The organism is Desulforhopalus glucosivorans (assembly GCF_054397165.1).
Map to the genome: position 1 here is coordinate 1,447,682 of NZ_AP044854.1, position 14,749 is coordinate 1,462,430.

The 14,749-nt window shown below is 38.8% G+C and carries 12 protein-coding genes; 2 read left to right on the forward strand and 10 right to left on the reverse strand.

The annotated features are described in order from the left end of the window. Positions 1 to 13 precede the first annotated feature (13 nt). The 10 genes from ACX6CI_RS06190 to ACX6CI_RS06235 all read right to left on the reverse strand — a co-directional run bounded on the left by ACX6CI_RS06190 (position 14) and on the right by ACX6CI_RS06235 (position 11,494). Positions 14 to 538, reverse strand: a complete 525-nt coding sequence (locus ACX6CI_RS06190) for an acyltransferase (protein ID WP_458777291.1) — start codon at positions 536 to 538, stop codon at positions 14 to 16. Then, on the reverse strand, positions 535 to 1,677 hold the full coding sequence (locus ACX6CI_RS06195) for a DegT/DnrJ/EryC1/StrS family aminotransferase (RefSeq protein WP_458777292.1): 1,143 nt from the start codon (positions 1,675 to 1,677) through the stop codon (positions 535 to 537). Before ACX6CI_RS06195 ends, ACX6CI_RS06190 begins: the two co-directional genes overlap by 4 nt. Then, a complete protein-coding gene (locus ACX6CI_RS06200; RefSeq protein WP_458777293.1) occupies positions 1,674 to 2,642 on the reverse strand; it encodes an NAD-dependent epimerase/dehydratase family protein in 969 nt (322 codons plus the stop codon). Before ACX6CI_RS06200 ends, ACX6CI_RS06195 begins: the two co-directional genes overlap by 4 nt. Then, a complete protein-coding gene (locus ACX6CI_RS06205) occupies positions 2,617 to 3,855 on the reverse strand; it encodes a glycosyltransferase family 4 protein (RefSeq protein ID WP_458777294.1) in 1,239 nt (412 codons plus the stop codon). The genes ACX6CI_RS06200 and ACX6CI_RS06205 overlap by 26 nt, the downstream gene beginning before the upstream one ends. 226 nt (positions 3,856 to 4,081) lie before the next feature. Then, complete coding sequence (locus ACX6CI_RS06210) at positions 4,082 to 4,735, reverse strand: acyltransferase (protein ID WP_458777295.1); 654 nt, start codon at positions 4,733 to 4,735, stop codon at positions 4,082 to 4,084. Continuing rightward, positions 4,683 to 5,621: a Gfo/Idh/MocA family protein gene (locus ACX6CI_RS06215; protein ID WP_458777296.1), complete on the reverse strand. Its 939-nt coding sequence runs from the start codon at positions 5,619 to 5,621 to the stop codon at positions 4,683 to 4,685. The genes ACX6CI_RS06210 and ACX6CI_RS06215 overlap by 53 nt, the downstream gene beginning before the upstream one ends. Before the next feature lie 343 nt (positions 5,622 to 5,964). Continuing rightward, positions 5,965 to 7,632, reverse strand: coding sequence for an ArnT family glycosyltransferase (locus tag ACX6CI_RS06220; RefSeq protein ID WP_458777297.1), 1,668 nt, complete (start codon positions 7,630 to 7,632; stop codon positions 5,965 to 5,967). Then, a complete protein-coding gene (locus ACX6CI_RS06225) occupies positions 7,619 to 8,800 on the reverse strand; it encodes a vitamin K epoxide reductase/DsbA family protein (RefSeq protein WP_458777298.1) in 1,182 nt (393 codons plus the stop codon). Before ACX6CI_RS06225 ends, ACX6CI_RS06220 begins: the two co-directional genes overlap by 14 nt. A 62-nt stretch (positions 8,801 to 8,862) precedes the next feature. Further along, the gene (locus ACX6CI_RS06230; RefSeq protein ID WP_458777299.1) at positions 8,863 to 10,491 is read right to left on the reverse strand and encodes a tetratricopeptide repeat protein; all 1,629 of its coding nucleotides are present in this window, start codon (positions 10,489 to 10,491) and stop codon (positions 8,863 to 8,865) included. Positions 10,492 to 11,026: 535 nt separating this feature from the next. Continuing rightward, on the reverse strand, positions 11,027 to 11,494 hold the full coding sequence (locus tag ACX6CI_RS06235; protein ID WP_458777300.1) for a type II secretion system protein: 468 nt from the start codon (positions 11,492 to 11,494) through the stop codon (positions 11,027 to 11,029). A gap of 358 nt (positions 11,495 to 11,852) precedes the next feature. On the opposite strand from ACX6CI_RS06235, the gene ACX6CI_RS06240 reads away from it, so the two are divergent. Beyond that, a complete protein-coding gene (locus tag ACX6CI_RS06240; protein WP_458777301.1) occupies positions 11,853 to 13,385 on the forward strand; it encodes a sensor histidine kinase in 1,533 nt (510 codons plus the stop codon). Beyond that, positions 13,366 to 14,736 carry a sigma-54-dependent transcriptional regulator gene (locus tag ACX6CI_RS06245; protein ID WP_458777302.1) on the forward strand — a complete coding sequence of 457 codons (1,371 nt, stop codon included), beginning with the start codon at positions 13,366 to 13,368 and terminating at the stop codon, positions 14,734 to 14,736. Before ACX6CI_RS06240 ends, ACX6CI_RS06245 begins: the two co-directional genes overlap by 20 nt. The last annotated feature ends 13 nt before the right edge of the window (positions 14,737 to 14,749 follow it).

A 14,749-nucleotide genomic window follows, 5' to 3' on the forward strand; every position in this document is an offset into this window, starting at 1 on the left:
GTTCTCGGAAGATCTAGCGGGACTTAGTTACCCTAGCTGGGACTCCTGTAGCTATGCTATATGGAGATATGTCTTTTGTAACCACAGCTCCTGCACCAATTTGGGTTCCTTCACCAATTGTGACTCCAGGCATAATTATAGCGCCAACCCCAATGTCACAATCATCTTCAATGTTAACTGGTGAAAACTTGATTGGAGCATGTAAAATTGGTCCCTTTGTACTATGTTCATGTTCTGAAGAAATAATTTTAACCCCTGGTCCAATTCCAACATCGCGACCAATTTTTATTCCGCCTGCACTATGAAAAAAACATTGTTGGCCGATCCAAGTACCCTCACCAATGGCCATTGTGTTTTGGTGATATGCTTTTAGTATTGTTTGGTGACCTACATATACATAGCTAGCAATTTCAATATTTTCAGGGTGAAACACAAGGACTTCAGACTCAAAAATTACGTTATCCCCTAATTTCTTAAAGTCATGACTGGAGAAAGTACCTGTGCCGTGTGATTTGATTGGATATTTACGCTCTGTCAATTATAAAACCTTTCTAATCCATTTATGAGACAACGGCTGATGTATTCTTGATCATCAGTAGTTAAATTTTCGTGTAAAGGCAAGGATATTGATCTGGAAGCGATATTATCTGTTACAGGGAACATACCGGCCACAAATGAATATCTTCTCATGAAGTAGGATGTCATTGGCATGTTGATAGTGCCTATTGTCGCTTCAATTTCGTGCTTTTTCAAATAGGTTATCAGTTTGTCACGGTTGCCTGATACGCCTTCTGGTAAAAGTATAACATACGATTGGTATACTGGGTCAGCACCCTGTGCAATATATGGAGTGGTTATTGCAGTGCCTTGGAATAGTTTATTGTAGCAGGAGGCTTGTTTTAGGCGCGAATCGATGAGTCGATCGATTTTTTTAAGCTGGGTAACCCCCAAAGCACCCTGGAAATCGGTAAGGCGGTAATTGAAACCCGGAATGACAAAGTCAACGTGTCCATGTAAATTAGTCATTCCATGGTTACGAAGAGTTCTGAGCTGCTGAGCTAAATCTGTATCATCTGTTATTATTACTCCCCCTTCGCCAGTAGTAAATGCTTTTCTAGGATGAAAACTGAAACATCCAGCAGTTCCCCATGTCCCAGCCTGTTTTTTATTAAGAGTTGAGCCAAAAGCGCATGCAGCGTCTTCAACCACATGGACTCCATGTTTTTGTGCAATATCGACAATCTTAGGCATATCTGCTAGCTGTCCAAAACAATGAACTGGTAGAATGGCCTTTACTTTATCAGCCGTGTTACTATTAGACATTAATCTTTCAAGTGAGACGTGAAGGGCGTTAGGGTCGATATTAAAGGTATCTCTTTGGATATCGATAAAGAAAGGGCGGGCGTGACACAGCTCTACAACATTAGCCGTCGCAATCCATGAATAAGCGGGTACTAAAACAATATCTCCAGGTTGGACATCAAGTGCTAAAAGAGATAAATGTAAGGCTGCAGTGCAACTGCTCACAGCAATAGCATGTGTGCTTCCTGTAAGTTTAGTTATCTCTTTTTCGAATGTACTAACGTGTTTTCCCTGAACGAGATAGCCGGATTCAAGAACAGATTGCACCGCTCTCAAATCATCATCCTCAATTAAAGGATAGCCTAGCCGTATCATTTAAGCTTACTTTGGTAAAATTCAGCTGTTCTTCTTATCCCCTCTTCCAGATCAACTTGGGCCTGGAAACCTAGTAAGTGTTTCATTTTTTGGACTGATGGTATTCTGAGTTCTATATCAACATAATCCTTGTTCGCAAAAGTGATAGTGGATTTTGAATTGAGTACACGATGGACAATGTTTGCCAATCCATAAATTGTGACAACCGCTTTCTGATTGCCTACATTGAACGATTCACCGACAGCTTTGGGGTGGCTTGCTGCGAGAAGAAGACCGTCTATCATATCGTCAACATAACACCATGCTCTGATCTGTGTTCCATCACCATGGATTTCAAGTGGCTTATCCTGAATAGCCTTTTCTATGAAGTTTCTCAGAGCTCCTTCTCCTACTTGACCTGGACCATAAATATTGAAAGGCCGAACTACGGTTGTTGGGAGCTGTATTTCATTGTAGTAGGCTATGGCCATGTGTTCCTCTGCAAGTTTGCTTACTGCATAAGTCCACCGGGCTTCTCCAACATTACCCATAACGGTGTGATCGGTTTCTGATGAACGGAAAGCTTGTTGACCAAAAACTTCGCTGGTTGAAAAACAGACAACCCTATCACATCGTTGTAATTTAGAAGCAGCTTCAAGAACATTAGCTGAACCGATCATGTTTACCTTCATAGTGCTGATCGGGCTTTTAATTACTGTGTCTATTCCGGCAATTCCCGCACAGTGAATGATAATATTAGACCCTTGGATTGATCTATTCAAGTTGTCTGTGTCTAAGATGTCCCCTTTTATGACAGTGAGATTCTTGTGATCTTTGTCTTTACAATCTTTGAGGGAATTGCGGGAAAAATTATCGTAAACAACAATTTCATTTTTTTCGATTAATCTGCTGATAAGTGTGGATCCTATAAAACCAGCACCACCGGTTATAAAGATCCGTTTATTTTCTAGTTGAATGTTGGTCATTTTTTTCACTTTGTATAAGTGTGAATAGTTCGTCGTAATATTTACGTGTCATTTGTACTATACTAACACTATCTTTACTGTTTTTGTGAAGTAACTGATTTGCTCCAGCAATGATTTTATGGCGCAAATCGTCGTTTTCAATAAGAAGTTTCAAAGCATTTTTTAGGGCATTCGCATTTTTAGGAGGTATAATAAAACAATCATTCAGGTGAGTAAATGTCTTCTGGGTATAGCCTACATCGGTTAACACTACCGGAACTTCCATGAACATTGCTTCAGCAATTGAATTGGCCCATGTATTTTCGATGGGACTAATGTGTACTGTTGCAGTGGCTATTTTGAGTAAACGTTCTGGGTCATTTCGGAGTCCTAACAGAATCACCTCATTGTGTAGTGATAGGTTGTTAATTTCATAAGAGCACATGTCCATTAAATCACCATCTCCCGCAATCAGTGCAATAAAATTGATTCCTTCATCTTTCAATAGTGAACAGGCATGGATGAAAGTAATTGGATCCTTGAATTCGTCTAGACGGCCAATGAATGGAATAACAGGAGTTGTGAGTGGTATGTCGAGTTCTATTCGCAGGTCCGTGGGAACGTGAGAGTTGTTAAACCTTTCTTCGTCAATTGGTGCCATGATTCTACGAAAACTTTTACAGCCTGCTTCTTTTAGATGCTCGTCTGTCTCTACAGCTGTTGATATGCAGCCGTCGATTCGTTTAATGGTCCACCGGGTCAATTTCTTGGGTAATATACGAGTGTCAGAACCCCAGTTGGTTAAAACGATAGGTGTTTTTTTACTGCTAACTAGTCTTGCAATTATGGCAGCAATGGCAGTTGGAAGCCAGTGGCAATGAATAACATCGTAGTTGTTTTGATTTCGAATAATAGTAAAAATTGTAGCCAGCATATAAAGGGGCACTTGCAATTTGGCGAGCAACGAGTTCCTGATATTTGAGAGTATTCCGCTGGTACCATAGGCGAGACATTGGTATGATCTAGGTAAAAAATACTTATATCTTTCTACAGATATACCATCCATGTTTTCATAAGGGGTAAGTCCTGGGCCATGTGGGGCTAGAACTGTTACTTTAACTCCATCGCGAACGAGATATTTGGCAAAACGATGAATGAAACTCCCAGCAAAATCATTTTTGAACCTTGGGAAGCTCGTAGTTACAAAAAGAACTGAAGATGCCTTAGATTTCATGTTGTTTTAATTGGTGATGTATTATTTTTGCACACTCAAACAAAGCTATTATAGCTTTGGTAAATTTGTACAATCTTATATGTCCATCAAGAATTAAAAAATTCTTCAGCTATTTTTTGGCTTGAGGTTTTTTTTAATACCCTTTCTGGATTTTTCTCATTGCGCATTATTTATTCAAGCTACTTCAATAGATATAGCTGTTTAGCTTATCATTTAAGAGACTATTCTATTTATTTTTTAACAACCAGGAGTAATCTTTATCACAAATTGTACAAATCATCTGCGAATTAATTTTTTCACCGCATTCACACACCCATCCACTCTGTCTGCCAGGGTTACCCACAAGCAATGCGTGGTCAGGCACATCTTTTGTGACGACTGCGCCAGCGCCAATTAAGGAGTATCTTCCAATTGTCACTCCACAAATTATTGTGCAATTTGCACCCAAGGTAGCCCCCTCTTTGACCAGAGTTGGCCGGAGTTCTTTCATTTTTTGGATATGCGCTCTAGGGTTAAATACATTTGTAAAAACCATAGATGGGCCACAAAACACATTTCTTTCAAGGGTTATGCCTTTGTATAGAGATACGTTGTTTTGAATTTTACATCCATCCCCTATGACAACATCAGGTCCAAGAGAAACATTCTGTCCTATTATACATTCAATGCCAATTTCAGTGTTATTAAGAATGTGAGAAAAATGCCAAATTTTGGTACCTTTACCAATCTTTACATTATCATCAACAACAGATGTCTCATGTATGAAAATATTTTGAGTATTCATGAAAATAGGAAAAGTTTGTAAACTCTTATACCAAATAAATTGATTATCGCGACATGAACGGATGGAGAAAATCACGCTGCATAACAACATCTGCATTTCGGATATGGTGGACTGCTTCAATGCTGGGGCGGGCGTCTTCCAAGCCAAATCCATTGCCATTAAGTACATCCTGGAAACTTAGGGTATGCAGATCTGTAAATCCGGTGCTAAATTCGAGCTCCTTCCCTGCAACAGTAATAGAACGAAAAGTTCGCTGAGCTTTACTCTTTATATCCTCAGGCAACATATTTTCATCGACACTTAAAAACCATCTGACTCGAGCATTATCGAGCTCCAAGAACCCAGATGCACTGCTGGGACTTCGGTGATGTACGATATTCAGTTGAATCTTACCAAAAATCCAGATGAGCATATCATAGAAATGAACACCGATATTTGTGGCTATACCACCTGATTTTGATTCGTCTCCCTTCCATGAAGTAAAGTACCAGTTACCTCTTGATGTGATATACGTGAGATCTATCTCATACTTTTTTTCATTCTGGCTGTTAGCTATTTGCTTTTTTAATTCAATGATTGATGGGTGTAAGCGCAGTTGTAAAATGTTATACACCTTTTTACCAAAATCCTTTTCAACTTCCTCCAAACTGTCAAGATTCCAAGGATTTAAAACAAGAGGTTTTTCACAAATAGCATCTGCGCCGTTTCGTAAAGAAAAACGAATATGAGCGTCGTGGAGATAGTTAGGGGAGCATATGCTGACATAATCGATGCCGGCTTCCTTTCTCCTCTTCTTATCAATGTGCCTATCAAATCTTTCAAATTCTGTGAAGAAGTCAGATTTGGGATAATAGCTGTCAATGACACCAATACTGTCATTAGGATCTAAGACTGCAATTAAGTCATTGCCTGTTTCCTTAATTGCCTTCATATGCCTCGGGGCCACATATCCAGCACCCCCTATTAAAGCAAAGCGTTTCATTATTAGATTTTCCCTTATAGATTATATTTATTTGATAACTATTACACTGTGCATATAGGTTACCATTTGTCTGGATAAATTCAATAATTATGTATAATTGGTATGCTAGTTGATCTTAGGATTTTTTGAAATTATTGAAGTTCAACGTCAATTCACATTGAAGGGTAAATGGTTTACCGGCTAATGTATAGAAAAAAACAAGAGGCCTAAGTCTTCATCATTAAGGATCATTTGAAAACAGGAAAGTGTTTCTCAACAATCTAAATTATTTTTTTTCACGTAGGTAGCACAATGGTAGAGGTGTTATGTTTTCTGAGAGACTTCATTACTTTTAGTAACTTTATCATTGATCTGTAATTTTATACAAAGAGTAATTTAGATATGAATTAAGCAAAATCAGTTTGTGATTAAAAAAATCAGCTAAAGCTTGTTGGTTCACAGCAGACAAACTTTGCTGGTTGATTCGTTGGGTAAAAAGATCGGTTCGCAAAATGATATGGCTAATACCGTACTGTTTGAGCAGATTTGTAATCATTAAGGTGCTCATATTAGGCTCCTGTGTCCAAGATAACAGTAAGTTTTTATTGTTATAGTTATCAAAAACATGAGTTCGATTTAAATAGTACCCTCTGTGGCCCGTAAAAACGCAAAGAATTTTTGCGGTTTCCGGTAAATTTGAGTTTGCATATTGCATCACTTTGTATTCTGGTCTGTACTTTGCGATATAATTGGTATGTGTGACCTTTCCGCTTATATAACTCATTGGGGCAACATATATAAATTGTTGGTATATGTAGCGGCCATTGTAGGCCAGCATTAAGATTACTGGCACATACCAAACAATGTTATGCATATGTGGTTTGCTTAAGAACTTGATTGCTTTCCGCTCGATATTGTGTAATCCGAATATGGTCAAAATTACTAGAAAAGGAACTAACGGAGCCATGTAGCGTATTCTTAACGTCCCTGAGTTGAATGCAAAGAGAAAATAAAGCAGGCAGAAAACGAGAAGAGTAATCTGTTCTATTTGTATTTTCTTGTCCTTTGTTTCTCCTTGTATAAAGGCAAATAGTGGAAGCAGTAAGAGGAACGGGTTGAGGCGACCATCAAAATAGCGAGGATCGTCATCCAGACCTTCGAAAAATATCCGAACTGGCAAAGACAGTAATTGCCAGATGTTCTCTCCATATAGTGCATGTCGGGTGGCAAAAACACCGCGGATACTGTTTACTTCATTGGAAACTATAGTATTTTCTAAGGGGCCAGGGCTAAAAAAATCATTGTAAAGTGGATAGATAGGGTTGCCGGTCCAAATTGCATTTCTGATTAACCATGGTGAAGCGACTACTAGTGCACATACTAAAAAAAGTAGTGCCGCTCGGATCGCTGGAGATGTCTCATATGGATCAGAGTCTGCACTGCGAAGATAGAGAACTGGAACGAGTGAGGTCAAGAGGAGTAAAACAATCAAGCCGTTGTATTTAGTTCCGACCGCAAGTCCGCAACACAAACCAGCAAAAGCAAGATAGCGTATCTGGTTGTGCTTTTCTATCCAATTGAAAAGTAGAAGAAGTGATGCGGTTGTGAAGAAAATCAGACCTAGATCAACGTAAACAGTTATTGATAGCTTGACAATGATTGGAATGCTCAAAAAAAATAGTGCGCCAAGTAGGGAGTAGTGGTGTGGTAATCGTGGTTTAAGATAACGGTAGATCAAATAGCCAGTTGCTAAGGCAAAAGACATATGAATGAATTTAGGGAGTATGTCGTTATTAAAATAAAGTGCAGCTAAATATAAAAGTTCAAGATTCATTGGATAATATGAAAATATTAGATCCGGAATCTCATATATTCCACCATTTTGCAGGTACAGCTTAGGAATGGCAAGATGATGAATAAGGGCATCTCGGCTAAAGGGAGGCGTGAAATTGAGGAGGATAAGTGCCCCTATGAGGACTACAATAAGAGGTAGTAAGATATACGGGAGGACTGTTTGTTTATTTTTTTGCATGGCCTTGTTTGGCTAGCGAAAGAATCGTATTAAGCGTTTCTGGTGGGATTGAGCCCGTATATTTTTTACCGTCAATAATAAATGTCGGGGTAGCAAGAATGCGTAGTTTCATTCCCGAAAGAATATCATAGCTAAGCTGTTCTCTATAATAAGGGTTAGATATGGCGGCAGCAACTTCATTATAAGGAAGCCCTACTTTATTTGACAGTTTTTCGATATTAATAGATTTTTTCTCTCTCCCTATAGCGAAAAGGGCATCATTCATTTCCCAGAATTTATCCCTTTTCATTGCATAGATGGCCAAAAGGGCCATTTTCCCAGAGCCAACATGAAACGGTTCGGGGACAACGATTGGATTGAATTCGTGATCAAGTGGATAATGGCGGTGAATAAGTCGCAGTTTTTCGGGGTGCTTCGCTATGATTTTTCGAAGATAAAAATGGGTTTTAAGACATTGAAAGCATAGATAATCGCTGTACGCGGTGATAGTTATCTGAGGATTTTCAGCACCAATCCAGGGATTTCCGCTTGGGGTTATACCTGTTTTTAGATTTACTTTCGCTGGAGATTTTGTAGAGAACCAATAATGAGGTAGAGCAGATTCACTTGCCGTGAACAATACACTTAAAGACAGGACGGCCATAAAAAGTACTCTTTTTCTAAAAATATAATAAAAAGAAGCTCGTATGTTTTTTATAAAAGAAAAACCCTCTTGACGTCGATAAATAATCAGAGAAAAATAAAATAAGAACAGATTTATCCCTAGGCAGACAATACATAATACGCAATAAGAATGGATTTCTGTTGCAGAGATATAGCTGAAATAAATAGAAGTTAGTGAGTATAAAACACCTAAAAGAATAAGGAGTGCCCATAATGGTTGGGAAGATTGATTGTGGCGTCTCACGGACAGGAGAAGAGTAAAAAAAAGTAGGTAGCCAAACAATCCATAATGAGCAACAGGTATTCCCCACAATATAGACCATGGACTTTGTGCTACAGTGTCGCAATTGATTGCGTTTGAAATCGCACAGAAACTTGTGTAGTTCATGTCTGTGTAATTCCAATAGTGGCTGAGAGACAAATAGATGGCAACTACTATAGCTATACAGTTTAGGGCTAAAATCGTTGTGAAAAGACGACAGTAACTATGTTTTGAAATATTCATCGTTATTGTGGGAATATGTAATCCTAGCGATGTAGGTATATGGTGATGTTCATTGTCGTAGGTTAGTTACTGTTTTTGGCATAATCATTCAAGACCAATCTGCCCGCTTCATATATTACAGGTTTAATCAAATCGATATTGATTGGAACAGATCGGTGACGTTCACTTCCCGTGTTTAACAAGGAAGTAGAAATAGTAGATATGCTAAACACTTTATAAAGATTTTTTGCGTATTTTTTAGCTGAGTTGATGTCCTTCTGTCGGATACTGTTTTCTATAATGCTGAGCATGATGACGACGTTTTTAGGGCTATTTTTCAGGGCATTCCTTAAGTAGAAATTAGCTTGTTGATAAAATCCGGCGTGGCTGAGCGCCACTCCGATGTTATAGAAATACTGTCCTTTGTCGTTCGAATTTTGAAGAGCAAGGCCAAAAGAGTGGACCGCTTTTTGTGGCTGATCTTGCCATAAAAATATGACTCCTTTGAGATTGTTTGCCCGGTTAATTTTTGTTGTATCTTTGCTGTGGTTGATAATAAAGTCCAGATGCTCAATTGCCTCAGTGAATTGTTTTTGAATAGTTAGGACTTGCGCTAGTCCGAATCTGAATTGATGGAGATTGGGATCGTTCGCAATGACAAGCTTATAATATGTTGTTGCTTCATTGTAATGGCCATAATTGAAATAAATTCCAGCAATATTGGCTAAGATTGCATTATTAAACGGTTTACTTGGGCCGGATTTTGTCCTTGATTTTTGATAAAATCCAACTGCTTTTGTAAGGTTCTCAGGAGTATGCGGTTTTTCCCATCCGTAAATTTGGCCAAGATATGTGAGTGGTCTGGCGTTATCTGGAGCTTTTGTCATCGCATCAGTCCAGAGTATTTCTTGAGATGACCATGCTTTGTTCCTCTGAAATGTCCCCCATCCCATTAAAAACAATAAAGATGATATGAATATGGATATTGTTACAAAGACGAGTCTGTTTGCGTTTCGGTAATGCTGTATCCCACTATGAAGAATCATAGCAAATGGAATAAAAAGAAAAAAAGTGGGTAGGTAATTTCGATGCTCAAAAATCATTTCAAGGGGAATGATAGAAGATTCTATGATGTGATTGATAAAGAAAAAACTGATACTAAAACCCAAAATTGGTCTTTTTCGTAAAAGCAGAAGACCAAAAACAAAAAATACAGAAATAAAAAAAACAGCAGGTAGCGTGGTCAAAGGTTGAAATAAAGTCGTCGAAGTTGCGAGTGAATGGTCGATAGAAAATCGAATGGGTAATGGATAAAGAATGAGGCTTAAGTAAAAGATGAGTATTCGTGGTTGAGTAAGCAGTCTCTCGTAGAGAGAATATGGTCTGAAGCCATAGGGCGTAAATAAATCCTTTGTGAGATATTGAGAACATATGTAATAAATAGCTCCAACAATAAGAATGGTTGTTATAAAAAGTAGACCATTTTTTATCCTCTTAGAGAATAGATCTTGAGGAGGAGAAAAGAAGCTAAATTCTATGATAACTAAAATCACCGGTAAGAGTACAGCGTTCTCTTTTGACCCAAGGGCGAGAAAATAGCAAAATAAGGATGCTATGAGATACTTGAATTTTTGTTGGGAGTGTACTGTAAATTTACTTTTTAGATACCAGAAAAGAGCCCAGAGGAAAAACAACGCTGCCATTGAAGCCATGCGCTGAACTATATATGTTATGGCCTGAATTTGAATAGGGTGTGCCGCCCACAAAAGTGCGCTGAGCAGAGCAATAGAGTAGAGTTCTGATTGACTGTATCTTTTATTGATTTTTGGGGACTGGAGCAGAAGCAGGATTGTATGAAAAAGAATAAGAGTTGTGCAAATGTGAATAAATATATTTACAATATGATACCCAAAAGTACTACTTTGTCCAAAGTACCAGTTGAGAGCAAAGGTTAAGTAGGCTACAGGTCTACCTGGTATGGTTGAAATAATCGGTGAAGCAAATAAGGATTTCCATAGCGATTGAGGTGAGAGGTCTGTTAATTGGAGGAAGCTGTTTTGCGTGATGTTGGGAAGATCATCAAGGTGCCATGGGTAATTTAATGTCCCTGAGTAAATTATACAAATAAAACCTGCTAGGAGCAGGTAGGCAAAATGATTTTTTGTCACAAGAGACCCCTAAAAGACGAAAGCGGGACCTGAGGATGCAAAAACCTCAGGTCCCGCTATTATATTAGTCAGTTTTGTATTACAAATTCATAAGTTTGATATAAGTGTCACCCGTCCAGTAGCCAGTAGGGCTAGCAGCAGCAGTTATTGCATCTTTGTACTCATCTGGGCAACGACCACTACCATCTGTTACAATAATGGTTACGTTAACACTCGGATCTACGGTGCTGATTACGCGAGTGTTGGTACCACTTTTACCAATATTAGTTCCAATGTCAGCAGTTACTATAAGTGTATGAGTTGGGATGGAGAAGTAATCTGCGATATCAGATGCGACAGCATTTGCATCTGATTCTGCAGCAGAGCAAAAGGCTTTATTTCGATATGCTACAAAATTCGGGATGGCTATTGCCGCCAAAATTCCGATGATCGCAATGACGATCATGAGCTCGATGAGGGTGAAACCTTTTTCGTTGTGATTCATTCTTAATTTGTTCATTTTTTTCTCCTTCAATTGGTTGTTGACTAACGCCTCTTTTAAATCCATCTGACCTAATATAAGCAAAGAAAATGCCAATAGTCAAATTGTCGATAGTATTATTTGTTAATGTTCCTATAATACAATCAGTTAAAGATGGACAAACTATCTCATCGATACGTGGAGGCATATTTTTTTCGGAGCTCTTTTTGTTGATAGTGACAGTTTTGAGCGGCTGGGTGACAAATAACGTCACTGTGTTGCGTTGTGATTTGGCGGCGGTGAAAATATTGATTGCACTATGAGTCATTATGTTCAGTTAAAAATCGAAAAATTACGTAATCACCCGATATGATGATTAAAAAACTCGAAATTCACTTTTTAAATATAACCGGTTGGACTAGATATGCTTTTTAGCGGGTTAAAGATGCAAATTGCGGCAACATTGGCCATTTTATTATCGCTTGCGATATTGCTTGGCAATGTAGTTGTTGTTGCCTTCTGGCAAAAAGGTGTTGTTCGATCTGAAATTGACTATGCACAAACGGTTTGGGCATCTACTGTGGCCACGAATAGTGATGCGCAAAATTCAACCCAATCGAGTTTTGCCCGCGAGCTTGAGTTATTATGTAGGTATGCCGGCAGTCGTTGTGCCGGTGTGGTGACGTCTGGAGGCGAGCATTGGTTTAAAAATGATATACCTAAATTGCAGGTGAAATCTTTAAATCTTGCGCAGGAATCAGCGCTGTCTCAAAAAGAAATCATTACGCTTGAAAACAATATGTGGGGAATCTTCTCCCTTAAAAAAAGGTATTTGCTCATAGCGAAACCTTTACGTCCGAAGAGTTCCAAAGAGATGAAGTCAGCTGTTCTGGTTATTGCGTTAGATTCAATTTACGATAGTATATTCAAAAATCACAAAGCAATATTTGTCTACTGGCTGGTGAACGTGCTACTCTTAAGTGTAGTAGGTTTTTTTCGATTGATCAATATTACTGTCAAACCTGTGGAGAGAATGGTCAGAATGTCTGAATCTTATCATGACTCTGATGCATTGTTTTCTGACGGTCTGCAGAAACGGAGTGAATTGGGGCAATTGTCAATGGCTCTTAGTGGTATGCTCTGTCGGATTGCTTCGGACCGGGAAAAATTACGCAAAACGGTTTCGTCTCTTGAAGCTGCAAATTCACAATTGGTTAAGAACCAAAAAGAGATGGTTCGTACCGAAAAAATTGCTTCAGTTGGCATATTATCAGCTGGTCTTGCTCATGAGATTGGCAACCCGATAGGTATTGTTCAAGGGTATGTTGAGTTGCTGCAACAACCAGATCTTGCTGAAGATGACAAACAGCAGTTTGCTGAGAGGTCACTCAGTGAGCTTGATCGCATAAATAAGTTAATAAGGCAACTCCTTGACTATGCTGGTTCCTCTTCAAATGAAATGTCTCTAGTTAATCTCGATGTATTGTGTGAAAATATTTGTCAAATTGTTGCCTTGAAAAGATACGATCCTCCAATTTCATTGAAGAAGGATATTCCTGTGAGTTTATATGTTATGTGTGATGATGAAAGCTTACGCCAGGTATTTCTCAATTGCCTTTTGAATGCATTTGATGCGATTGAGGCGAAAGGTGGAGATTTTGAGCGACAGGTCATGTTTACAGCAGAAAAAATTGCCGAGACAGATGGAGGTCAGTTCAGTGTTAGAATTAGGATTGAAGATAACGGAACAGGGATAGCTGAGAAAGATCTTGAAGTAATCTTTGATCCATTTTTTACAACAAAAGATCCTGGAAAAGGTACTGGGCTTGGACTCTTTGTATCTCAATCCATAATAGACGCCCATGGTGGAAAGATATGGGTCGAAACTTATCTCGGTTCAGGCTCAACTGTTCACGTAGAGCTTCCCGCATACATTTTCGAGGGGCAAGAGGAGCGAGATGAAACTGCTGATCATTGATGATGAAGAAAATATGTGCCATATGCTGAAGGCAATGATTGAGCGGCATGGGTACGATGTTACTACCGCATTTGATGGACTGAGTGCTATTGAGAGAATTACTGAAGAGTATTTTGAGTTTATCCTCTGTGATGTCAAAATGCCTCAGATGGATGGCATGACGTTTCTGGAGAAGGGAGCAGCAAAACTAAAGGATTCAACTGTTATCATGATGTCGGCATTTGGTACCGTTGATTTGGCAATAGCAGCCATGAAGGCAGGAGCATATGATTTTATCTCTAAACCGTTCAAGACAGATGAAGTTTTGTTGACTCTTAGAAAGGCCGAAGAACGCGAATATCTAAAAAAGGAAAATCGTCAGTTAAAAAATGAATTAGACCAAATAAAGAAAAGTGCTTCCTCATTCGGCAAAATGGTTGCCAGAAGTCACGTTATGGAAAAACTTTTTGAGCTTATCAAAAAGACTGCCTGCTATTCGACAACGGTTTTAATTACAGGTGAGTCCGGCACAGGTAAGGAGCTAGTTGCACGTGCGATACATGACAATTCCATGCGAAAGGATAAGCCTTTTGTGGCGGTAAATTGTGGGAGTATCCCTGGCAATTTGATTGAAAGTGAACTGTTTGGATATGTGAGAGGAGCTTTTACTGGTGCTGAGAGAAACAGGAGAGGTTTGTTCGAAGAGGCTGACGGTGCCACACTCTTTCTTGATGAAATCGGCGAATTACCTCTTGGTATGCAGGTAAAACTTCTGAGGGTCCTTCAAGAGCAGGAGATTCGACCCATCGGTTCAAGAATTAATAAGAAGGTAGATTGCAGGATTATTGCAGCAACAGCGAGAGAACTTGGTCAGCGTGTCTCTGAGGGGGTGTTTAGAGAAGATCTATTTTATCGACTGAATGTGATGCCGTTAAAAGTACCACCAGTGCGGGAACGAAAGGATGATATTCTACTATTATGCGAGCATTTCATAAATACCTTCAATGTTCAGTTAAATAAAAACATAAAAGGTCTTACTTCCGAAGCGGCAATGATGATACTCGACTATTCATGGCCTGGTAATGTGAGAGAGTTGGAAAATACCATACAGCGAGGTATGATTCTGACAATGTCAGATTTTATTGATACGGATCAATTATCCAATAAAATTCGTGATTGCAGTAACACTAACCAAGTTATTGAAGTGCAAAACCATAAAGACCTGTCCTTAAAACGTGCCCAGGTAAAACTTGAAAAAGAATTTATTGAGCTTGCTTTGCGAAAATGTGACGGAAATAAAAGTAAAGCTGCACTCATGCTGGAAATTAGCTATCCTTCCCTGTTCAATAAAATCAAAGCATACAATTTATGAAATTACTACTATC

What these genes read in the sequence shown, in the direction of transcription:
- ACX6CI_RS06195 (WP_458777292.1), bottom strand. Translation starts at nt 1,677, where the DNA reads ATGATACGGCTAGGCTATCCTTTAATTGAGGATGATGATTTGAGAGCG.
- ACX6CI_RS06200 (WP_458777293.1), bottom strand. Translation starts at nt 2,642, where the DNA reads ATGACCAACATTCAACTAGAAAATAAACGGATCTTTATAACCGGTGGT.
- ACX6CI_RS06205 (WP_458777294.1), bottom strand. Translation starts at nt 3,855, where the DNA reads ATGAAATCTAAGGCATCTTCAGTTCTTTTTGTAACTACGAGCTTCCCA.
- ACX6CI_RS06210 (WP_458777295.1), bottom strand. Translation starts at nt 4,735, where the DNA reads ATGCAGATGTTGTTATGCAGCGTGATTTTCTCCATCCGTTCATGTCGC.
- ACX6CI_RS06215 (WP_458777296.1), bottom strand. Translation starts at nt 5,621, where the DNA reads ATGAAACGCTTTGCTTTAATAGGGGGTGCTGGATATGTGGCCCCGAGG.
- ACX6CI_RS06220 (WP_458777297.1), bottom strand. Translation starts at nt 7,632, where the DNA reads ATGCAAAAAAATAAACAAACAGTCCTCCCGTATATCTTACTACCTCTT.
- ACX6CI_RS06225 (WP_458777298.1), bottom strand. Translation starts at nt 8,800, where the DNA reads ATGAATATTTCAAAACATAGTTACTGTCGTCTTTTCACAACGATTTTA.
- ACX6CI_RS06230 (WP_458777299.1), bottom strand. Translation starts at nt 10,491, where the DNA reads ATGGCTTCAATGGCAGCGTTGTTTTTCCTCTGGGCTCTTTTCTGGTAT.
- ACX6CI_RS06235 (WP_458777300.1), bottom strand. Translation starts at nt 11,494, where the DNA reads ATGGATTTAAAAGAGGCGTTAGTCAACAACCAATTGAAGGAGAAAAAA.
- ACX6CI_RS06240 (WP_458777301.1), top strand. Translation starts at nt 11,853, where the DNA reads ATGCAAATTGCGGCAACATTGGCCATTTTATTATCGCTTGCGATATTG.
- ACX6CI_RS06245 (WP_458777302.1), top strand. Translation starts at nt 13,366, where the DNA reads ATGAAACTGCTGATCATTGATGATGAAGAAAATATGTGCCATATGCTG.